Origin of the sequence: Mucilaginibacter sp. UYP27, from assembly GCF_040547175.1 — a bacterium.
Classification (GTDB): Bacteria; Bacteroidota; Bacteroidia; order Sphingobacteriales; family Sphingobacteriaceae; genus Mucilaginibacter.
This window is the reverse complement of the sequence record NZ_JBEPPE010000012.1, coordinates 55,307-76,302: the sequence shown is the minus strand read 5'-3', so window position 1 is coordinate 76,302 and position 20,996 is coordinate 55,307. Positions and strand designations below refer to the sequence as shown.

The following is a 20,996-nucleotide window of genomic DNA, read 5'->3' as shown; positions in this document are numbered from 1 at the left end:
GAAAGTCCCCGGCAGCGAGTGTTGGGGACTTTTATTTTTACACTTATCTCCCTTTATTCGGCTAATAACAGCCTCAATCAATCTGTTATGGATATTTCAAAAGAGATCTTGTTTAATTCAACGGGCAATATCATAAAAGAGAATTTAATTGCACTTTATGGCTCATTGTTGTCCGGCGAAGTAATAATACGATTAGCCGAACACAAAAATTTTGATGCTGCGAGAGTCGAGTTCCAAACCTGGGATGAGCGGTCGGTTGTAGAAATGGGCAACCTTTTAGGTCAGGACTACCGGACTCAGACAATGATCTATAAAATTAAGGATGAATACATTGCTGCCCTTTTCCTTAAAACCCTGATAAATGAGTGGGAAAATAATCGACTTAAAAAAATACGTGTCCGTTTGGAAGATCCCGTTCAACAATAAATGGCTGCCGAATGGCGGAAAAGCGATTATCAGGCGTGGTTCCGCATATTGATCTTGCTGGAACCGACATGTCAGAACCAGCCAGCCTGAATTTATTTATAATAACATCAGGAACAATACCACTAATCCTCACATTGATTCTAACCAGGATAAAAATCAAGGCCGCAGGAGAGGCAGGTAAACCCGATAAGCGTCTTTTTTAGGATATATGTGCTTTTATATATAAGTCCCCATTTACAAATTATTTTTGTTATGAAAAACACTTGTTTGCTAAACAAGAATTTATCCACACGAACTTTATTTCTCGCTTGGAAAGAAATTTTGTTGATGGTTCGAAATAACATCAGCACCAATACTGGAAAATGGAAAACCCTCCATTATTCCGATGTCCCCATTGAAATCGCATCAAAGGCGTTTTTAATGGGGTTTTTGCTGTTGGGCGAAAATAAAGTAGTCCAGTTTTGTTTTAATGAAGTCGCTTGATGCGATAATCCTTTAAGGCAAGGGGATGTGAATTTGCAGGCCGTTTCAGGTACTTGCTAATGAATTTAAGAATGCCCGGTCTATTTGGGCCTCTTCCTATTATAGTGTAAGACAACAGTCTCAACACCTCCATATAAAATAATTAAAAGACAGGTGAATAAATTTCAGGACTTAGATGTCTTACGTAAGACAGATCTTACCGTGGAGGAAGTTAAGCGCCATTCCGCATTCGCCAAACTTTCTGAAAACCAAATTTTGGACATCATAATCACCATCAAAAAGATTACAGAAATTGCCTTCAATTGCAATAATATTTCGAGTAAAAATCTTGGAGAAGCGGGTGAACATGTGTAAATTGAACTTCTTTCTAATCTTTTAACGCGCATACTTATGATTGAAATAACTCCATTTGACACATTTGCGAAAGGGACAATAACATCAAGTAAAGTACGTGGTACAAACTGTGTAATTTATACGAGAGTAAGCAGCAGGGAGCAAGCTGATAATTTAAGTTTGGGCACACAACTGAAAGGATGTAATCAATATGCCGAAAGACTAAAATATAAAGTATTAGCCCAATTTGGCGGAACATATGAAAGTGCCGAAAATGATGAGCGAAAGGAATTCATCGCGATGCTGGCATTTGTAAAAAAGGCCAAGGAAAAAGTATCTTACATATTAGTTTACAGTTTGGAGCGTTTTTCCAGAAATGATAACTCCATCTGGTTAAGCGGCGAACTCAGAAAGTTAGGAATAGAAATAGTTTCAGTTACCCAGCCTATTGATACCTCTAGCGCATCGGGACAGATGCAACAAAAAATGCTTTTCTTATTTGGGGAGTTTGATAATCAACTCAGGAAACAAAAATGTACAGCGGGTATAAAAGAAATGCTGCTGAGGGGGGATTGGCCAACTGCTCCACCACTTGGGTTTGATATCGTGCGCAGTAATGGTATTCGTAAGATAGTCGTTAACGAAAAGGGGAAACTTTTGAGGCAGGCCTACGAGTGGAAATCACAATACAACTTATCAAATGAAGCCATTCGCGGAAAGCTACTGGAGAAAGGTTTAAAATTAAACCATCAAAGGATATCAGAAATTTTTAGAAATCCATTCTATTGCGGATTAATGGCCCATAATATGCTGGAAGGCCGTATCGTTGAGGGCAATCAGGAAAAATTGATTTCCAAAGCCACCTTTTTGAAAGTCAACGGAATTTTAGATCAGAATGCTCATGGATATTCTTTAAAAGAAGAGAATGAAGCCATTCCTTTAAAGCGTTTTACAAAATGTGCGGAATGCGGCAAGCCGCTTACTGGCTACCTTATGCGCAAAAAAAATATCCATTATTATAAGTGTAAAACGCGCGGCTGTAATACCAACAAGAATGCCAAATCTCTGAATGAGACTTTTTATAATTTGCTAAATAACTTTACATTAAGTTTAGATCACGATTTTCTACAGCTTATCCGTCAACAAGCTATAGCAACTTTCAATCAACTATTTAAAGGTGAAGAAGAAGCTTACGTTTCTTTAGCCAATCAATATAAAGAGCTAAAGAAAAAGATAAATCGCCTGGAAGAACGTTATATCGAAGAAGAAATTAATAGTGAATTATACAACAAGTTTTCTGAGAAATATCTTTTGGAAAAAGACGAATTGGAAGGTAAGATTTTAAAAGCCTCCAAAAAAAGTTCGAACCTTGGAGATTGCATCGATATTTCGTTGGAAATAGCTTCAAAAATGGCTGAAAAGTGGGTTTTAAGCGACTATGTGGTTAAGCAAAAGATTCAGTCATTAGTGTTTCCAGACGGCATTACTTTTAGTAAGAAAAAAGAAGAAGTTCGAACCCCGCGAATTAATTTTTTGTTTTTGTATATTACTTATTTTCAGCAACTTATGAGTAATAAAAAAAGCGGCATACCAGAATTAAATCTGGATTTTGCCGCTTTCGCCTGTTTGGTAGCGGGGAGCAGGATCGAACTGCCGACCTCAGGGTTATGAATCCTGCGCTCTAACCATCTGAGCTACCCCGCCGAAAAAAATATGGTTAGCTAAATTTACTTTAGCGCCCTTTTGTAGTCATATCAATGATACTTCCGAAAAAGGTTTGCAAATATAGCAGAAATTCGCTTCCTTTAGAAAAAATGTTAACTTTTACCCCCTGATTGATTTTTGTAACTATTGACCCCTATGTCCGAGAAGAAGAAATTTAATATTGAGTACGAGATAAAATCGTCACCCAGAATACTATACACTTTCCTGAACGAAGCAAACGGCCTTACCCAATGGTTTGCAGATGATGTGAGCGTTCGTGACCAGATCTATACCTTTACATGGGACGATGAGAAGCAAAACGCCAAATTAGTATCCCTCAAAGAGAATAAACTGGTACGTTTTAAATGGCTCGACGACGAACCCCAATGCTATTTTGAAATGGAGATCATACAGGACGAACTGACGAATGATGTTGCCCTAAGCATTACTGATTTTGCCACCGAAGAAACCATTGCCGAACGTAAACTGATATGGGATAACCAGATCGATTACCTCATAAGCACCCTGGGCGCTTAAGCACTTTTATTTCCCTATTTTTGTATCAGCGAAACTGACCCGCATGCAATTATTTGCACGCATAAACGTTTCTGTCCCTGTATACAAACGCCCTGATGAAAAAAATACATCTGTTACTGCTTAAATCATTTATAAGGCCTTTTATAGTAACCTTATTAATAGTGATGTTTGTACTGCTGATGTTATTTTTGTTTAAGTACATCGATGACCTTATTGGTAAAGGTTTCCAATGGTATATCATCCTGGAACTGATGATGTACAACTCGGCCACTAATCTGGCAATGGCATTACCGTTGTCTGTTCTTCTCTCATCCATCATGACGTACGGTAGCCTTGGTGAAAACTACGAGTTGGTGGCTATCAAATCGGCAGGTATCTCGTTACGCCGCGCCATGTACCCTATGATGGTGGTTGTTTTGGTGATTAGTATCGCTGCTTTTGCTTTTTCGGACTACATGTTGCCGATAGCTAATCTTAAATATTTCTCGTTACTATATGATGCCCGCAAACAAAAATCTGCCGATCTGCTTCCCGAGAATATTTTTAGTAACCGTTTCCCGGGATACACTATTCGGGTAAAACATAAAGATCCCGATGGACAAACGCTGCACGATATCATGATATATCATAAAGGAACGCTGGAAACAAACCTGGACGTTACCTTCGCAAAATCGGGTTTAATGTACCGTTCTAAGGATGACCTGTTCCTGATATTAAAATTAAGAGATGGTATAATGTACCAGGAGGAGCCGGGCGACCAGGGTAATAGTATGCCAAGGCAGCGTTTAAGGCGTTTCAGGTTTGGAGAAACGGAATACAAGTTTGATCTTTCCGATTTCAAAATGACCCGCACCGACCAAAGCGAGTTCAGAAATGCATCGCAAATGATGAACCTTAGGCAATTGCAGCATTACGTCGACTCATCTAAAACACTTCTTGATAGCAACGTTAAAGTAAATTATGCGCTGTTATCAGCATATATGAAATATACAACGGTGCCGGCAAAATCAAAAGTGAAAGCTTTCCCGGCCGATAGCATTAAGATGAATGGACAGAGCGAAAAAATTAGCGCCTTCAATAACGCTTTAAGTGAAGTACACCAGATACAGGATGTTTTAAGGAACCGTGCCGAGATGCATAAAGATACTAACAGGGGTATTCGCCGTTACGTGCTGGAGTATCAGAAGAAATTTACCCTTGGCGCAGCATGTATAGTTTTGTTTTTAATAGGGGCGCCACTGGGGGCTATAATCCGTAAAGGGGGCCTTGGGCTGCCCGTGGTGGTATCTGTTATCTTCTTCCTTATATACTACATCATCGGCACTATTGGCGAAAAATCTGCCAAAGAGGGCGATCTGTCGCCGTTGGTTGGCGCATGGGTATCTATTATTGTATTGTTCCCCATAGGCCTTTTCTTAAGCTATAAAGCAGCAACAGATTCGGCAATATTTGATATGGACCTGTACAAGCGTTTCTTTAAGCGCTTTAAGCTGCGTAAAACCAAGCCCGTATAGTTTTACAAAATACCGACCTTATTCCACTTATTATCGTATAAATTTGTACAACATCAGCTTTATCATAGCTGACCCCTACAAAAGAAAATTAAAAATGCTAAATACTATACCGGAAGCTATCGAAGCTATAAAAGCAGGCAAAACCATTATTGTGGTTGATGATGAAGACCGCGAAAACGAGGGCGACTTTTTAACTGCAGCCCGCAACGCAACGCCCGAAACCATCAACTTTATGGTTAAATATGGCCGTGGTTTGGTTTGTACCCCTATAACCAAAGAACGTGCGCACCAGCTTGAGCTTGAGCCAATGGTAAGCCGTAACACAACATCGCACGAAACTAATTTTACCGTATCGGTTGATCTGTTGGGCCATGGTTGTACCACAGGTATTTCAGCTACCGACCGTTCAAAAACTACTTTGGCGCTGATAGACCCCGCCACCAAACCTGCCGACTTAGGCAGACCGGGGCATATATTTCCGTTAATAGCTAAAGACGGTGGCGTACTGCGCCGTTCGGGCCATACCGAAGCCGCTATTGATCTTTCTGTTTTAGCAGGGTTCGAACCTGCAGGTGTCATCTGCGAAATAATGAAGGAAGATGGCGACATGGCCCGTTTGCCCGAATTATTGGTGATGGCCAAAGAATTAGACCTTAAGATAGTTTCTATAAAAGACCTCATCGCTTACCGCTTAAATACCGAATCGATGGTACGCAAGGAGGTATCTGTAAAGATGCCTACCGAGTGGGGCGATTTTGATATGATAGCCTACACGCAACTGGATACCGGCGAAAATCACCTTGCCCTTGTTAAAGGGGAATGGGAGCCTAACGAACCTGTTTTAGTGCGCGTACACAGCTCTTGTGTTACCGGTGACATATTCGGGTCGTGCCGTTGCGATTGTGGGCCACAGCTACACAAAGCTATGGAGATCATCAGCAAAGAGGGTAAAGGTGTTATTGTTTACATGAACCAGGAAGGCCGCGGCATTGGGCTGGTAAATAAACTAAAAGCATACCATTTGCAGGAAAATGGGCTCGACACCGTTGAGGCTAACATCAAATTGGGTTTCCAGATGGATCAGCGCGATTACGGTATCGGCGCGCAAATTTTGCGTAGCCTGGGTATCTCAAAAATGCGTTTACTTACCAATAATCCTAAAAAACGTGCCGGCCTTATTGGTTACGGTTTAGAAGTGGTTGAGAACCTGCCGATAGAGATTGCATCAAACCCACATAACGAAGCCTACCTGCGTACCAAACGCGATAAAATGGATCACGCTATTATGCGCGAGCATTAATTACTAATTGTCGCCTTCTGTATCCTCGTTGTTTCTATCGTCTGATGATTTAGAAGGTGTTGGTGTTGATATATTAGTTGCCGGTACGGGCGCGGGGCTTACAGGCGCTCTATCGCGGCGGCTTTGCCTGAAAATGTTCCTCAAAAATTCGCCAAAGGTGTCAAAATCGCGTTGGTAAACCAAACCGATTCCATTTACATATTGTACGCCAAGCTGGTCGTTAATACTGTTCAGCGTAGTGCTGTTCAGCGCACGGTACGAGTAACGGCCCCTCAAGTTACCGTCCTTACGGATCAGGTACTGAATCTCAAAATCTTTTGTCAGCGTTCTAAAGTCAGTATTCAACAAACTCTGGCGGTTGTTAAAAAGATCGCTGGTGCCGCTGTTTGAGTACAAACTGCCGTTGATGATCAGCCTGTCGTTCAGGAATTTTAAAGATGCGCTCGCGTCATTAAATGAACGTATATTTAAATCGAAATATTTGATGTTGGACTGAGAGATAAAGCTATTCAGTTTATTAAAGGCAAACTCGCTTACAGCCTCGCCGGCCGTACCCAATACCTGGTTAGTTAAGTTACTACCCGTGCCAGATGCAAAGCTTCGCCTTACAATAATGCTTAGAGCCTGCTGGCTGCGGTTATTATTATCGGCAAGATAGGTGTTCAAATCATCCTTAATAGATGGATCTACCGGGAAGTTAAAATTGAAATCGATATTTGGTTGCAGGAGCGACTTTGTCAATATCAGCTCAGCTTGTACCAATACCTGTTTAGGTTGGGGTGCTTGCAGGCCGGCAGCTGTATAAAGTGGTGCGATATTGGTACGCACCTCATACACTGCTTTAAGATTAATTTCCGCGTTTGACGGGTTGCCCGTCCAGCGGATGGTACCGCCCTGGTTAACCACAAAGTTTTTACTGATGAAATCCTTAGCGGTAAATTCAAACTTCCCCGATGTGATTCCGAAGTCGCCAAACATCTCAAAATCGCCAAGGCTGTTTATGTTCAAGCGTAAATTCTTAGCTGTTCCGGTACCTTCTAAAACGCCATAATCGGTACTTATCCTAACGGTAGTTTGTTCGTCAATCGTTAAATCGAAATTCAGTGTAACTCCGTTAAAAGCCTTAATTTTATCAATAACTTTTTTGGTAGTGTCGCTATGGTCAACCCAGCGGATAAAATCATAATCGGCCGCGGTAGATGATGTATTAAGCGGAATATTGAATACGGTACCGGCTTCGGTACTTGCCTTTATATCGATCTTCATGTTATCGATAGGGCCGGTAAAACTAAATGTACCACTGCCATAGGCCACACCGTAATAAAGGTGATTATCCTTAAAAGTTGTATTTAGCGCCATTAAGTTTTTGGCTTCCAGCGATATGTCCAGCGTAGGGTTCGAGATATTGTTCAGGTCCACAGTCCCGTTAGCTTCGCCTGTGCCACCGCGAATATCCTTCAATATCATCTTATCTATTTTGACAATACTGTTGGCTACCGTTAGCTTATCATTTACCGTGTAGGCCGTTTTCAGGTAATTTACCGTGATGCCCGTATTATCTAATGACACTGTTCCGTTAAGTGCCGGCTTAGACGGCGGACCCGTAAGTTTGAGGTTGGCCGATACGGCTCCTTTAACGTTAGATACAAGGTCTCTTATAAATGGCTCGAATATAATAGCCTCGGTATGGTCCATCTTTATATCAAAGTCCAGCTTGTCGTCGGTTTCCTTGCCAAGCGTATATACGCCGGCAATGTTCATGGTTTCCAAGCCTTTGTTTGTAATATTAAGCTTAACATTGGCCAGCCCGCGGTCGTTATCAAGGTTTGAAACGATCTTAACGTCACCTACCAATGTCTTGTTCATCATTAAGGAGTCTATCCCCAGGTTGGCATCAACGCCCGGCTTTTTAATGATAGATGTAAGCGTTACATCACCATTTAATGAACCTTTAAGCACTATGCCCGATGTTTTGGTAAGCTGATTAAGCGTTGCCATGCTAAACTTTTCGAATTGTACTTTCAGCTTATCCGCGGGGTTGTCAGATATGAAACCATTTATCCTCACCTTTTGCACCCCGTTAGACAGTTCGAAGCCCGATACCTGGGTTTTGCCATCCAGTAAACGGATGCGTACCTGGTCCTGGATCTTCCAGTTCTCACGCTCCAGCACCACATCAGATGGCAGGATCTTCAACTTGGCGGTAGTGTCGCGCCCAAACTCCACCAAACCGTAAAGGTCTAATTGGTTGGCCGCATCCTTATCAGATAACTTAACGTTAAAATTCAAGCTATCATGCTTCAGGAAGTTGGTAATGTTAATATTTTTGATGTACAAGCTATCCGATAGGTCCACCCGGTTTAGGGAAACGTTCAGCCCCAGGAAATCGTCGGTTGTGCTTTCATCAATAATGAAATCGTGGAATACGATTTTACCCAGTTTAATGGTTTTGATGTATCCGTTTAGCGTAGCGGTTTTATTCACCGAATTAAACTTACCTACAAAACTGCCTTGCTCCGGTATTTTAAGCTCGGGCATAAATATGGCTGTGAAAGGATCAATGTTCTTAATCGTCAGGTTAAAATCAAAGTTTTGCGGCTTAGGGGGCGTTATCTCCGTTTTAAGCGACGGGATATATTTTTTGGCGATGGTTTTAAAATAAGAGGGTAGTGTAGCCAAATCGTAACTGCCTTTAATACTACCATCGGCAAGGTCGGATTTTAGGGATATAACCCTTGCATCACCTTTGCCATTTGCGGTTAGCGCCACGGTATCTACCACGTAATTATTACGTGGGTTTACTATCCTGATCTTGGTTAGCAGGATGCTGCCATCCAGGTTATCCAGGTTATTGCCCGAGAAGTTTGTATTCAAATCGGTGCTGAGTGTAATGGTATCTTTCAGAAGTTTTAGCTGGCGCAGTTTCGCGTTAGTTACGTTTCCTTTAAAGTCAAATATAGGCAGTTTGGGGTTAAGGTTAACACTGCCGACAAGGGCAAGCTGCAGGTTTTTATCTTTTATGGATAGCTTACCTGCTGCCGTTTTGTGATTGAATGTGCCACTGGTTACAATATTGTTATAGGTGTAGCCCTTAAATTGGAACGAGGCAACTTTTGCATCGCCGCGTGCAGCCAGGTTTTTAAGCTCGTCGCCACGGCCGGTTACGTTTGCCGATAGTGTGGTGCGGCCAATGGTCTTGTTATCTAATAAAGTACCCAGGTCGAAGTTGCTGGTGGTTACCTTCCCACTATAGCTTGGTACGCCCGCTTTGTTAATTTTTAGGTTAATATCAGGGTCAAAACGGCCCAATTTTGTCTTAAAAGTTCCAAAAGCCACAAAATCGTTTTGCACACCGGTAAACCTGCCCGTAAAATTTACGTTGCCAAACTTGCCAACAATGGCGGGTACTTTGGCGTTTGGTTTGCCGGTAAAATGCTGGTATAAATAATCCAGGTCTTTTTTATTAGTGGCGATCTGGTCAAATTTTAATTGCAGGAAGGTGTTGTTCCAGTCCGGCAATCCTGTGAGGTTAAAATCGCCTTTAATAAATGTTGCCTGGGCGGCAGTTATAGTTACGCCTTTGGTTTTAAGGTTATTAACCAAACCACGTACGCGGCCGTCAATGCCCAGTTCAAAAGTGGTTTTATCCAGCGTACTGGTAAAATAGGCGATATCTTTTGATGAGAGGTGCGAAGTTTTAAAATCGGCATCTAAATTTACCTTATTCTCAAAATCGTCAAAATCGCTAAACGATTTAAACTTCATCCTGAAGAAATTGCGCACGTTTGAGTTTGCCGTTTGGATGTTTAAATTTTGCAGCAATACCTGGTTGGTATCTATCGTGGCATTCGAGTTGAAATTTCTAACAAAAAAGCCGCTCTTTTCTTTTAGCGTTAAACCGCCGACACGTGCCTTAAAAAGATGGTTTCGCAGGTCCATATTGCGGATAATAGTGCTAAAATTACGCACATCAATATCATTAAAGTTTACCCCTTTAACCAGTTCGTTTCGCAGGCTGTTCTTATATTTAAAATGGAAGTTATTAACGGCGATCTTATCGAAGGTGAGCGTCCACGGTTTACTTTTGGTTTTTGTGGTATCGCCCGAGTTAAAGTAATCCAGCACAAACTTAAGGTTGGTGGTGCTGTCTTTTAATTTTTTTAGATAGAACGCCCCGCTGTCCAATTGGATGGAGGCGAAATTGATCTTTTTTTGTTTGATGCTGTTCAATAAGGAGAAACCACTTAACTCCACCGCTAATTTTGGTGTGCTTAAAAGCGTGTCCTGTTGTTTATCCAGTATGTATAAACCTTCTAAAACAACCGACGAGAATGGTTTAATGTAAAGGCTTTTTATATCAACTTTGGTGTTGAGTTCTTTAGACAGGTAAGCAGTAGCCTTTTTTGCGGCCCATGTTTGTACCGGCTTGTACTGAAATAGCAATAACGTAATGCTTATCAGTAACAAAATTATCAATACAATGCTTAACGCTATTTTGAGTACTTTTTTAATAACTTTGCCCTTTAATTAATTTGTGATTTAGTGAATTATTGATTTAGCGAATTCTCCACCATCCCTATACAATTGTAATCAAGGATAGTTTGCCTAAAATCAATCACTAATTCACAAATTCGGTAAATCCATAATTATATAACGTGCCTGTAATATTAGCTATCGAATCTTCTTGTGATGAAACCTCTGCATCTGTTTGTGTGGATGGGCAGATCCTGAGCAATGTTATTGCTAATCAAACCATTCATGAACTTTACGGAGGTGTTGTCCCTGAGCTTGCCTCAAGGGTTCATCAGCAAAATATTGTTCCTGCCGTTCAACAAGCATTATTAAACGCAAAAGTAAGCAAAAATGATATTGATGCAGTAGCTTTTACACGCGGACCGGGCCTTTTAGGGTCACTTTTAGTAGGTGTTTCATTTGCTAAGGCATTTGCGCTTGCTAAAAACCTGCCGCTGATTGATATTAACCACATGCAGGCCCATATCCTCGCGCATTTTATTGCCGATAAAAAGCCTTCATTCCCGTTCCTTTGCCTCACCGTATCGGGCGGGCATACCCAAATAGTTTTGGTGAAAGACTATTTTGATATGGAGGTAATTGGCCAGACACTGGATGACGCAGCCGGCGAGGCGATGGATAAAACAAGCAAGATACTTGGCCTGCCATATCCCGGTGGCCCGTTGATAGATAAGCATGCCCGTACCGGTAACCCGGATGCCTACAAATTCCCCGAGCCGCAGATCCCCGGCTTTGATTTTAGCTTTAGCGGAGTTAAAACTGCTATCCTATATTTCATTAGGGATAACGTAGCTGCTAACCCAAACTTTATACAAGAGAACCTTAATGATATTTGCGCATCGGTAGAAAAACGTATTGCTACTATCCTGCTGAATAAATTAAAGCGCGCCGCCGCTGACTATAATATTAAAGACATAGCGTTAGCGGGTGGGGTATCTGCCAATACGGGCTTACGTGAAAGCCTCACCAAAATGGGTGCTGAAAAGGGGTGGAACGTTTTTATACCAAAATTTGAATACTGTACCGATAACGCGGCCATGATTGCTATTGCCGGTTACCATAAATATTTAAAAGGCGAATTTGCCGGGCAAGAGATAGCCCCGCTGGCAAGGATGCCGATGTAGGTTGGATTATAGTTGATGGTTCATAGTTATAGCTGCACCATTTTGTTAACTATTCTCCATAACTATTAACCATGAACTATTTACTATGAACATTCCTTCACTTATATTTTGGGCGGTTTTTGTGCTGCCGCTTGTTGCTTTTTTAGTTTGGCTGATGCGCCAGGATAAGCGTAAAGGCATTACCGGCCTTATCGTATTGGCCATTATGGTTGTGGGCTGTATCGCTTATATGTACTGGAAAACAGGCGGTAAGTAAACTCTGGCTAAAATGATAGCCCCAACATTGCAGTGGGGCTATCGAGAAAAACACTTAAAAAATTCTAACTGGTTTTTATAACATCAGAAATCCCTTTTGAATATTTTTGTACCAGTATTGTTGCCCTGGTTAGCAAATATGAAATAGGTGTTCTCTACCCGTTCTATCCCGGTTACGGTGTAACCTTGTGGTACCGCGTATTTGGTGAATGATTGCCCTACATTATTCGACAAATTGAAACTTGTGCCTGCATAAGCTACATTATCTCCCCATGATCTTATTACATTCACCTGCTCGTCGCTAACTTTTGTAAACACATCGCCCTGGCCGCGTGATTGATATAGATGGTTGTCAGTAATTTGCGCGCTGGTACTAAATATCGCATAGGTGTAGGCTGGCGATAGCAGTATGTTTTTAAAGCCCTCGAGTAAAAAGTAGGTACCGGTGCTGGCAGGGGTAACCAGCCAAGTTTCGCCCTGGCTGGTAGATCTGTAGAACTTTGAAGAAGTTGGGTCTATGGCGTAAAAGTATTTGCCATTGCTATCGCTCGTCATATTGCTAAGCATCGCTGCTCCTCCCAATGTCGCTATCTTTTTTTGCCAGTTTGCGCCGCCATTTACCGATGTGTAGTAGCTTGTTCCCGATAAGAGATATATTTTGTTGTCGCTTGCAACTATGTTTGAAAAGCCTACGTTTGGCAAATTTGGGTTTACAGTTAACTTGGTAAAAGCTGTGCCATCCGTTTTTATAATACCCAGGTTTGTGGCAATGTAAAAGTGGATGCCGTCTGCTACCAGCGAGTTAACCTTTAAGGTGTCCTGCACCAAAGGGAGGCTTGCAAATATATTGGTGAAGCTTAGCCCCTTGTTGTTGCTGTAATATAAATACCGGCCTGTTTTGCCGCTACTAAATAATACCTTGCTTCCGGTGGCTGCCGATATCATACCGGTTTGTTGGGTAACTGTAAAATCTACCTGCGTCCAGTTATTGGTAGGTACTTGTGGTACAGTTACCGTAAACGTACCTGTACTTGTTAATGCCGTCCCTTTATTTACCGTAAGATTTAATTTGCCCGTTGCCGCGCTTTGTGGCACAACAGCTTTTATTTGTGTTGCCGTAGCTGCTATTACATTAGCACCAACCAGTAAGCCTGCAGGGCCGCTAAATTTTACTACATTATCTGTTAGGGCTGTGCTATAATTTGTTCCCGTGATCGTAACGGTATCGCCAACTTTACCCGAGGTAGGGCTAAAGCTTGCCAGTGTTGCAGCTTGTATGTAGGTAAATGTAGGGCCGTTAGCAACTTCGCTGTTTTTTACTTTTACGGTTACGGCACCAGTGGTACCTGCAACGGGCGCTTTAACCGTTAACTTGGTTGCGGTTGCAGATATAACTTCGGCTTTGGTGCCATTAAACTGAACAATATCATCAGCGGGTGTAGTGCTGTAATTTACACCGGTGATGGAAATGGTGTCGCCAACGCGGCCTTTAGCAGGGGCAATGTTTTCTATGGTAGGTTTATCGGCTACCGGGGTTGGGTCTTTTACTTCCGATTTTGGTTTGGTTATCACCGATGCAAAAGTGATTGTAAACTCACCTGCCGAACTAAATTCACGGCCATCCGCCGTTTTAAATTTGATATCCCATTTAACGGTGATGTAGGTATCAGTAATGGTTATAGTGATTGAGCCTGATAACGCATAATAAGAATTGCCACTATTATAATACTGCACATACGTTTGGCTTGTACCGGCATTTAATTTAATAGTTTTAGTGCCCGGATTTAATGATGTGCCTGCTTTTTTTGTTAGGGCGATGGAACCGTTCTTTAGGTCATCTAAGAAGAAGGTGAGTTTATTGCCGTCGGCATCCAGCGTTGCAGATGTTTCCAGAGACTTAACGCCGTCGCCGCTGGTTGTGTACAGGGTCGACTTAATGCCATTCTCTTTAATGGCGAAATCTTTCCCATCAATTTTACCCTCTGCTTTTGGGGTAACGTTTACCGGGGTAATTGGCGTGGGTTTAATGGTTGTCTCTTTTTTACAAGAGCTTACTATTGTAAGTAACAGGAACATCATTACAGATGTTCTTTTTAGTATTTTTTGTAATTGTGCTTTCATGATCGGGCAGGAGATTAAGTGTCCTTAAATGTCTGCCAATTAAATGGTTAGCCATATACCGCATATGTGGTATATTAAACTGCGTAAAAAACACAAGCAACAAAAAAGCCTCCCATTGGGAGGCTTTAATATATTCTGTGAAAAGCTTAATCTTAAACTTCTGCTAAACTTTCGCCGGTAACGGTTGCTTTGATTTTTGCTTCCAGTTCTTCCATCAGTTCAGGGTTGTCCAGTATCAATTGTTTAACTGCATCGCGGCCCTGGCCTAAACGGGTTTCGCCATAGCTAAACCACGAACCTGCTTTTTTAATGATATTGTACTCTACACCCAAATCGATGATCTCGCCTGCTTTAGAAATACCCTCTCCAAACATAATGTCGAACTCGGCAATACGGAAAGGCGGTGCGACTTTATTTTTAACGATCTTCACCTTAACACGGTTACCCGATACCTCGTCGGTATCTTTAATTTGAGAGATACGGCGCACATCCAAACGTACCGATGCGTAGAATTTCAACGCGTTACCACCCGTAGTAGTTTCGGGGTTACCGAACATTACACCGATTTTATCGCGCAACTGGTTAATGAAGATACAGCAGCATCCGGTTTTGCTGATGGTACCTGTTAGTTTACGCAAAGCCTGAGACATTAAACGGGCGTGTAAACCCATTTTAGAATCGCCCATTTCACCTTCGATCTCCGCCTTGGGCACCAATGCCGCAACAGAGTCGATAACTAATATATCAATAGCACCTGAGCGGATAAGGTTATCGGCAATTTCCAAAGCCTGCTCGCCGTTATCCGGTTGTGATATTAAAAGGTTCTCTACATCTACACCAAGCTTTTTGGCGTAAAAACGGTCGAAAGCGTGCTCAGCATCAATAAATGCTGCTATGCCACCTTTCTTTTGGGATTCGGCTATGGCATGTATCGCTAATGTTGTTTTACCTGACGATTCCGGGCCATAGATCTCTATAACCCTGCCTTTTGGTAAACCGCCTACACCTAAAGCGATATCAAGGCCCAAAGAACCGGTTGATATAGTTTCTGTAGGTTCAATAACGGAGTCGCCCAACTTCATGATGGTACCTTTACCGTATGATTTTTCCAGCTTATCTAACGTTAGCTGTAATGCCTTTAATTTATCTGCGTTGCTCATCTTAAATTATTGTGAAACAAATATAATACATTTTTTATAATTACTAATATTTTTAGTAATTATTTTTTATTTATTGATCTTGAACTTAAAATAGCTTAAAATCCTTCTGAAAATTCCGGATTACGTGCCATTTCGCCTGACGTAAACTTACCTATCGCTGCCGTACCAATCAAATATCTTTATCAACACTGCGTTTGGCAAGTTCTTTACTTATAGCGTTTAAGGTCTTTCTCTTTTTGGCTTCTTTGGTTTTACGGATATTTGCAGCTTCGGCTTTTAATAAGGCGGTCTCTGTGTTTTGCTGTTCGTAATATTTGCAGAACCAGGTAAGTGGGCAGATCTCGCATTTGGGCGAACGTGCCACGCATATATAACGGCCATGCAATATTAGCCAGTGGTGGGCAATTGCCAGTGTGTTTTGTGGCAGGTATTGTACCAGCTGCTTTTCTACCGCCAGCGGGGTGGTAGCCCGTGTGGTTAAGCCGATGCGGTTTGATACCCTAAATACGTGCGTATCTACCGCTATAGCCGGCGCATCAAACACCACCGATGCGATTACATTGGCGGTTTTGCGCCCAACCCCCGGCATTTGCTGCAACTCATCTAAGCCGGATGGTACTATCCCATTAAACTTCCCAACCAGCATTTTACCCATACCTGCCAGGTGTTTGGCCTTATTGTTTGGATAACTAACGCTGCGGATGTAGGTGAAGATCTCGTCTGCATCAGACGCTGCCAGTGCTTCGGCATTGGGGAAACGTTTGAAAAGGGCAGGGGTAATTTGATTAATGCGCTTATCGGTGCATTGTGCCGATAGGATCACGGCTACTAACAACTCGTATGGGCTATTATAATGCAGTTCAGTTTCGGCTTCAGGCTGATTTTTGGAAAAGTATTCTACAAAATGGTGGTAGCGGTCGGCTTTAAGCATGTTTAGTTCACTTGATCAATTGTTCATTGGTACTTGCCTAAAACGCATCACCAATTAAGACAAAATTATTAAACTATCCACCAATAAACTAATCAACCAGTGAACAAATGAACGTTCGTAAAAAATAGAAAGGTTCATAAATCAAACCAATGGGTGTTATACCCAGCTGGAATGATCTATGAACCAGTGCGTTGGCGTAGTACTACTTAGCGATGGCTTTTTGAATAATCGAGGATGTAGTGGATCGTCTGCAGTTTTGGCTTCTTTTTAAGAAGGTCCAAATCAGCACGGAGTGAATGATAAAATATCATATCGTCCGCTTCCAGATTTTCATTTACTACCTCTGACTGTTTCACCTGCGCTTTGTTAGTGACCGCATTAAAAATTGAAGTAAAGGTTTCACCCATAAGCTGTTGATTGTTTAATTATAAAAGTAACGAGAATTATTTATTAATATTTTATAAAGATGAAAATTAAATGAAATTTCTTTCGAGGGTTAATATTTAACTGAAGCCATAAGGTACAATTAAGAATATTAACTTATTCAACTAAAATTTCACAAGAAATTCGACTTTTAAACGATAGGAGGTTGTTGTATATTGTTGTGAACCTAACAAAAAAAGCCACCCCATACAGGGCGGCTTTTGTAACAATATTATTATATTTTGTCTATGGACTAATTACATCACCGGTGCTTGTTTATTCTGCGCTTCGGCTACGTTGCCGCCGCGGCCTTTGGCATCAAACGCGCGGAACTTGATGATGCCATTTGCAGGGATAGGGTTTTCGTAAAGGGGGCTGTTGGCATCCGGCTCTTTACCGTTGGTGGTGTAACGGATAACCATACCGGGGAACTGGATATTGCTTTTGAATTTGCCATCCTCTACAATTACTCCCGGTTTTGGGATGCGGAAATTGTAGCCGCCGTTGTAGTATGCTAAGCGTGGTAATTCGCGTTTACCCAATATGTTCAGGAATTTGCTCCAATCGGCGTTGTACATTTCGCGGGCTTTAGTGGTATCGCGCTCGGTAGCCCATGCCGGGTCTTTAGCCCAGGCGCGTTCTGCCAAACCTATTAGCTTAGGGAAGATCATGTAATCCATCCGCTCCGGCGATTTCACCGTTTCGGCCCAAAGCGCGCCTTGCAGGCCTATAATGTTTGTTTTACCATAATCGGTTAAGCGTTGTTTGCCTATAAAAATATTGCGGTTTATGGGCAGGCCATTCTTATCTACGTCGGCATTTTTAAAGTAATCGTAAGGGATAAACGAGAAGAACTTATCGATGCCCAAAAACGCGCCCCAGTAATAGCCGGGCTCATCAAATGATTTGTAGTTGGCCATATCAAAGTATAGGTTAGTTACACAGGTAAGCACCGTTTTATAACCACCATTTGCCAGTTTATAGGCCAGGTCTTCCTGCCCGTCGCCAAGTACATTGTTCCAAACATCAACCTGCATCTTCTCGCCCGCAAATTGCGGGTTAGGCACATAGGTGTTTTGCCCGTCTACCAGCGTTTTGCGCAGGGCCATTTCTTCCCATCCCGCCAGGCGGATGTTGCGTTTCTTCAGGATCTCGTTCACCCTGCCGTAAAAGTAATACCACAGGTCGCCGGTATTTTGGATGTCGGGGTTGCTTGCCTTTAATGCTAAATACGACGGCGATTTTTCCCATACATGCGGCGGCACTTCGTCGCCACCAAAGTGGATGGCAGGCAATGCTGCACCGGCTTCTTTGTACATATTCACCAGGTCGCCAACTACGGTTTCGATGTAGTTATAGGTTGATGGCATCGATACATCTATCACATTATCGTTCCAGTATTGTACCGAGCGGTATTCGGATTTATCATTTACATCGCGCAGCAAATTGCGTTCGGCACCTGCCTTATCGCCGGCAGCCATCAGGCGGTCGTAGCGGGCATCCATCGCTTTGATAGAGGCACGTGCGTGGCCGGGGGTCTCTATCTCTGGCAATACGGTAATGTGGCGGTCGGTAGCATATTTTAAAATTTCGATATAGTCGGCTTTGGTATAAAACCCACTGCCGGAAGTATTTGTAAAATCGGGGCCTGAACCATGCGAGGCGGGCAGGAAGCCTTTACTATCTAACGTATGGCCGCGTTTAGAACCAACGGCTGTCAGCTCCGGTAACGATGGGATCTCTATCCTCCAGCCCTCATCATCGGTTAGGTGCATGTGCAGGGTGTTCAGCTTGTACACGCCCATCAGGCTAATGAGTTTTAGCACCTGTTGTTTGCTTTGAAAATTACGCGCTACATCCAGCATTACGGCTCGGTACGGGAAACGCGGTTCGTCCTTAACATTCACACAAGGCACAGGAATGCTGGCCTGCGCTTTCATCCATGGCGAGGCAGATATAGCGGTTTTAAGCGACTGAATACCGTAGAATAAACCTGCCGTGGTTGATGCCGAGATAGTTATGTCATTGGGCGTAACGCTAAGCGTGTACGCCTCGGCACCTAAGCTTGCGTCCTTTTTAAAGATGATCTTTTTATCTTTTGATGTCCCTTTTAATTTACTGCCTAAAAGCTTTTCGATATCGGCAATAAAATTGCCCTTCTCTTTGGCAAAGAGCGGGTCGCTAACTATAGCGACGCCATTGGTGATGATAAAGCTGCCTGTATTCTCGGTATAACTCACCGGCGTGGGAATAATTTTTTGCAGTTGCGATGCCGGTACATCCTTTACGATCTTGTTTTGGTTGTACAATATCTCCGGTGTAATTAATCCCGGGTAAGTCGGGTCAAATGGTTTAACGGTAAATTCGCCGGGCAGATAGCCTTTGGTTGGTTCGCCATCCCAAACAAAGTACGGGCCTTCAATGGCATCGGTAAAGTTTACCACCACGGCCTCGCAGATATAATCTATCCGGATACTTTCACCGGGCCTTACTTCCTTAAATTTTTCGTTTGGGGTGATGCTGTATAAGTCGCCATTGGCCTGTACTATTTTGGCGTTACCGCTCAACGCATCCGCAATAAAATTACGCGACGAGTTAAAATAGATCTTCCAGCCACCCGCAGGCAGGGTTTGTTTCCCCTTGTTGGTGATAACTAACGACGTAAGCGCCTCGGGTTTGTTCTTATAATTGTTATCTACAACTTCCCAGCTTAGGTGCAGGGCTTTTATATCAAATATTGGCGCACTGGCCATTACGTTCACAGTGCTTACTGCAACAAACAACAATAGGGTCAGGAAACGGCGCATCAGTTTATATTTAGGTTTGTAACCGTAAATATAATGATTTTAAGATGTATAAATACTTTTTAAAATATTTTTTAAAGTGCGAATTTGATCCAACCTTCACCTTCGTATCCAAACGCGAATTGTTTGGGATGGATGATCTCGGCCAGGATCTCTACTGAGTCTACCACCCGTGGGCCGGGCCGGTTAAAGTACTGGTTGCCATCAGCAATATAAACTCGGTTATTTTTCACCGCTTTCAAGTCGGCGAAGCCGGGTTGCTCTAACAGGATATTGATCTCGCGCATGGTGCGCTCGATAGAAAAGCCGCAAGGCATCAGCACGATAATTTCGGGGTCGCTTTCACGTATGTCACCCCAACTTACATAGGGCGAATGCTTGCCGGCTTGCGCCAATATGGGTGTGCCCCCCGCAATTTGCACTAATTCGGGGATCCAGTTACCGGATACCATCATGGGTTCCAGCCATTCCACACAGGCAACGGTTGGCTTGTTTTCCATAAACTTCAGCTTATGGCGGATGATGTCGACACGCTCGGTAAGGTCTTCCAATAACCGTTCGCCGGCTTCTGTTACATTAAGGGCATCGGCTACTGTTTTAATATCTGCAAAAATATCATCCAGGCTGTTGGGTTGCAGGGAAATGATCCGCGCCTGTTTATCTAAATAGTTTTCCAACGCCTGCTCTACTTCGGGCAACGATACCGCGCAAACTTCGCACTGCGCCTGGGTGATTACTACATCAGGCGATAGTTGCTTGATCACCTCGCGCTTAACGGTATAAACCGATAATGCATCAGCTAAGATCTCTTTCACCTTTACATCAATATCGGCACTGCTTAAACCATCGGGAAAGTTTGCTTCAGAGCATACAGGCAGGCTTTTTACACTCTCCGGGTAATCGCACTCATGCGAGCGGCCCACCAGGCTGCTTTCTAATCCTAATGCGCAAATTATCTCGGTAGCGGCGGGTAATAACGAAACTATTTTATGAGCAGACATAATTTTCAGTTTGCAGTGTGTGGTTTGCAGTTTGCATAAACACACAGCTTTATGGTGCAAATATGCAAATTATAGAAACGGATAGAAAATGGATTTCTGGTGTAGCCTGTTACCAACAATCGTTCTGCCCAATTTCGGACAAAGCTATTTTGTCTGACAGGGGAAAGAAAAAAAGAAATCCCACCAATCGAATAGATCGATGTTTAGTCCCGGTTCATCTGAGCCTGACGAACTGAACGTAAGATCTCCTAATGCGGCCTTAGCGCGTTGCGGGTAGCACAGGCTCTGCCTTACTACACCCTTTAATAGCGACGAGGTACAGCCGCGTGTTTTTTCTTTGGTTCCGT

General features: G+C 42.7%; 16 protein-coding genes and 1 tRNA gene. 9 read left to right on the top strand and 8 right to left on the bottom strand.

Going from position 1 to position 20,996, the window contains the following annotated elements; genetic code table 11:
• Window positions 1-87 precede the first annotated feature (87 nt).
• From ABIB39_RS21150 to ABIB39_RS21135, 4 genes are all read left to right on the top strand, one after another.
• Window positions 88-426 carry a hypothetical protein gene (locus ABIB39_RS21150; RefSeq protein ID WP_354432173.1) on the top strand — a complete coding sequence of 113 codons (339 nt, stop codon included), beginning with the start codon at window positions 88-90 and terminating at the stop codon, window positions 424-426.
• Window positions 427-678: 252 nt separating this feature from the next.
• On the top strand, window positions 679-909 hold the full coding sequence (locus ABIB39_RS21145) for a hypothetical protein (protein WP_354432172.1): 231 nt from the start codon (window positions 679-681) through the stop codon (window positions 907-909).
• Between the two features lie 153 nt (window positions 910-1,062).
• Window positions 1,063-1,263 carry a hypothetical protein gene (locus ABIB39_RS21140; RefSeq protein ID WP_354432171.1) on the top strand — a complete coding sequence of 67 codons (201 nt, stop codon included), beginning with the start codon at window positions 1,063-1,065 and terminating at the stop codon, window positions 1,261-1,263.
• A gap of 36 nt (window positions 1,264-1,299) precedes the next feature.
• Window positions 1,300-2,913 carry a recombinase family protein gene (locus tag ABIB39_RS21135; protein ID WP_354432187.1) on the top strand — a complete coding sequence of 538 codons (1,614 nt, stop codon included), beginning with the start codon at window positions 1,300-1,302 and terminating at the stop codon, window positions 2,911-2,913.
• On the opposite strand, the gene ABIB39_RS21130 is transcribed toward ABIB39_RS21135, so the two are convergent.
• A tRNA-Met gene (locus tag ABIB39_RS21130) sits at window positions 2,870-2,946 on the bottom strand. The two genes, ABIB39_RS21135 and ABIB39_RS21130, sit on opposite strands and share 44 nt — an antisense overlap.
• 156 nt (window positions 2,947-3,102) lie before the next feature.
• On the opposite strand from ABIB39_RS21130, the gene ABIB39_RS21125 reads away from it, so the two are divergent.
• The 3 genes from ABIB39_RS21125 (at window position 3,103) to ABIB39_RS21115 (ending at window position 6,297) form a co-directional block, all read left to right on the top strand.
• Window positions 3,103-3,483 (top strand): START-like domain-containing protein, encoded by a 381-nt coding sequence (locus tag ABIB39_RS21125; protein ID WP_354432170.1) that lies wholly within the window; start codon window positions 3,103-3,105, stop codon window positions 3,481-3,483.
• 95 nt (window positions 3,484-3,578) lie between these two features.
• Window positions 3,579-4,997, top strand: a complete 1,419-nt coding sequence (locus ABIB39_RS21120; RefSeq protein ID WP_354432169.1) for an LptF/LptG family permease — start codon at window positions 3,579-3,581, stop codon at window positions 4,995-4,997.
• A gap of 94 nt (window positions 4,998-5,091) precedes the next feature.
• On the top strand, window positions 5,092-6,297 hold the full coding sequence (locus ABIB39_RS21115; protein ID WP_354432168.1) for a bifunctional 3,4-dihydroxy-2-butanone-4-phosphate synthase/GTP cyclohydrolase II: 1,206 nt from the start codon (window positions 5,092-5,094) through the stop codon (window positions 6,295-6,297).
• Between the two features lie 3 nt (window positions 6,298-6,300).
• Here ABIB39_RS21115 and ABIB39_RS21110 read toward each other — a convergent pair whose 3' ends face one another.
• The gene (locus ABIB39_RS21110; RefSeq protein ID WP_354432167.1) at window positions 6,301-10,764 is read right to left on the bottom strand and encodes a translocation/assembly module TamB domain-containing protein; all 4,464 of its coding nucleotides are present in this window, start codon (window positions 10,762-10,764) and stop codon (window positions 6,301-6,303) included.
• Between the two features lie 188 nt (window positions 10,765-10,952).
• Here ABIB39_RS21110 and tsaD point away from each other — a divergent pair, with 188 nt between their 5' ends.
• Complete coding sequence (tsaD, locus tag ABIB39_RS21105; RefSeq protein WP_354432166.1) at window positions 10,953-11,954, top strand: tRNA (adenosine(37)-N6)-threonylcarbamoyltransferase complex transferase subunit TsaD; 1,002 nt, start codon at window positions 10,953-10,955, stop codon at window positions 11,952-11,954.
• 85 nt (window positions 11,955-12,039) lie between these two features.
• Complete coding sequence (locus ABIB39_RS21100) at window positions 12,040-12,210, top strand: hypothetical protein (RefSeq protein WP_322230910.1); 171 nt, start codon at window positions 12,040-12,042, stop codon at window positions 12,208-12,210.
• An 83-nt stretch (window positions 12,211-12,293) separates the two neighbouring features.
• On the opposite strand, the gene ABIB39_RS21095 is transcribed toward ABIB39_RS21100, so the two are convergent.
• The 6 genes from ABIB39_RS21095 to ABIB39_RS21070 all read right to left on the bottom strand — a co-directional run bounded on the left by ABIB39_RS21095 (window position 12,294) and on the right by ABIB39_RS21070 (window position 20,649).
• Window positions 12,294-14,330 carry an IPT/TIG domain-containing protein gene (locus ABIB39_RS21095; protein WP_354432165.1) on the bottom strand — a complete coding sequence of 679 codons (2,037 nt, stop codon included), beginning with the start codon at window positions 14,328-14,330 and terminating at the stop codon, window positions 12,294-12,296.
• A gap of 152 nt (window positions 14,331-14,482) precedes the next feature.
• Entirely contained in the window at window positions 14,483-15,490 is a 1,008-nt protein-coding gene (gene recA / locus ABIB39_RS21090) for a recombinase RecA (RefSeq protein ID WP_354432164.1), read from the bottom strand.
• 169 nt (window positions 15,491-15,659) lie between these two features.
• Window positions 15,660-16,421 (bottom strand): endonuclease III, encoded by a 762-nt coding sequence (gene nth, locus ABIB39_RS21085; protein ID WP_354432163.1) that lies wholly within the window; start codon window positions 16,419-16,421, stop codon window positions 15,660-15,662.
• 206 nt (window positions 16,422-16,627) lie between these two features.
• On the bottom strand, window positions 16,628-16,828 hold the full coding sequence (locus tag ABIB39_RS21080; protein WP_354432162.1) for a hypothetical protein: 201 nt from the start codon (window positions 16,826-16,828) through the stop codon (window positions 16,628-16,630).
• A 273-nt stretch (window positions 16,829-17,101) separates the two neighbouring features.
• Entirely contained in the window at window positions 17,102-19,651 is a 2,550-nt protein-coding gene (locus tag ABIB39_RS21075; protein ID WP_354432161.1) for a family 20 glycosylhydrolase, read from the bottom strand.
• Window positions 19,652-19,722: 71 nt separating this feature from the next.
• Window positions 19,723-20,649, bottom strand: a complete 927-nt coding sequence (locus ABIB39_RS21070; RefSeq protein ID WP_354432160.1) for a cobalamin-binding protein — start codon at window positions 20,647-20,649, stop codon at window positions 19,723-19,725.
• Between the last annotated feature and the right edge of the window lie 347 nt (window positions 20,650-20,996).

Coding starts and splice junctions, on each gene's coding strand:
- ABIB39_RS21095 (WP_354432165.1), bottom strand. CDS start 14,330: ATGAAAGCACAATTACAAAAAATACTAAAAAGAACATCTGTAATGATG.
- recA (WP_354432164.1), bottom strand. CDS start 15,490: ATGAGCAACGCAGATAAATTAAAGGCATTACAGCTAACGTTAGATAAG.
- ABIB39_RS21070 (WP_354432160.1), bottom strand. CDS start 20,649: ATGTCTGCTCATAAAATAGTTTCGTTATTACCCGCCGCTACCGAGATA.
- ABIB39_RS21115 (WP_354432168.1), top strand. CDS start 5,092: ATGCTAAATACTATACCGGAAGCTATCGAAGCTATAAAAGCAGGCAAA.
- ABIB39_RS21100 (WP_322230910.1), top strand. CDS start 12,040: ATGAACATTCCTTCACTTATATTTTGGGCGGTTTTTGTGCTGCCGCTT.
- ABIB39_RS21080 (WP_354432162.1), bottom strand. CDS start 16,828: ATGGGTGAAACCTTTACTTCAATTTTTAATGCGGTCACTAACAAAGCG.
- nth (WP_354432163.1), bottom strand. CDS start 16,421: ATGCTTAAAGCCGACCGCTACCACCATTTTGTAGAATACTTTTCCAAA.
- ABIB39_RS21150 (WP_354432173.1), top strand. CDS start 88: ATGGATATTTCAAAAGAGATCTTGTTTAATTCAACGGGCAATATCATA.
- ABIB39_RS21145 (WP_354432172.1), top strand. CDS start 679: ATGAAAAACACTTGTTTGCTAAACAAGAATTTATCCACACGAACTTTA.
- ABIB39_RS21120 (WP_354432169.1), top strand. CDS start 3,579: ATGAAAAAAATACATCTGTTACTGCTTAAATCATTTATAAGGCCTTTT.
- ABIB39_RS21125 (WP_354432170.1), top strand. CDS start 3,103: ATGTCCGAGAAGAAGAAATTTAATATTGAGTACGAGATAAAATCGTCA.
- ABIB39_RS21075 (WP_354432161.1), bottom strand. CDS start 19,651: ATGCGCCGTTTCCTGACCCTATTGTTGTTTGTTGCAGTAAGCACTGTG.
- ABIB39_RS21135 (WP_354432187.1), top strand. CDS start 1,300: ATGATTGAAATAACTCCATTTGACACATTTGCGAAAGGGACAATAACA.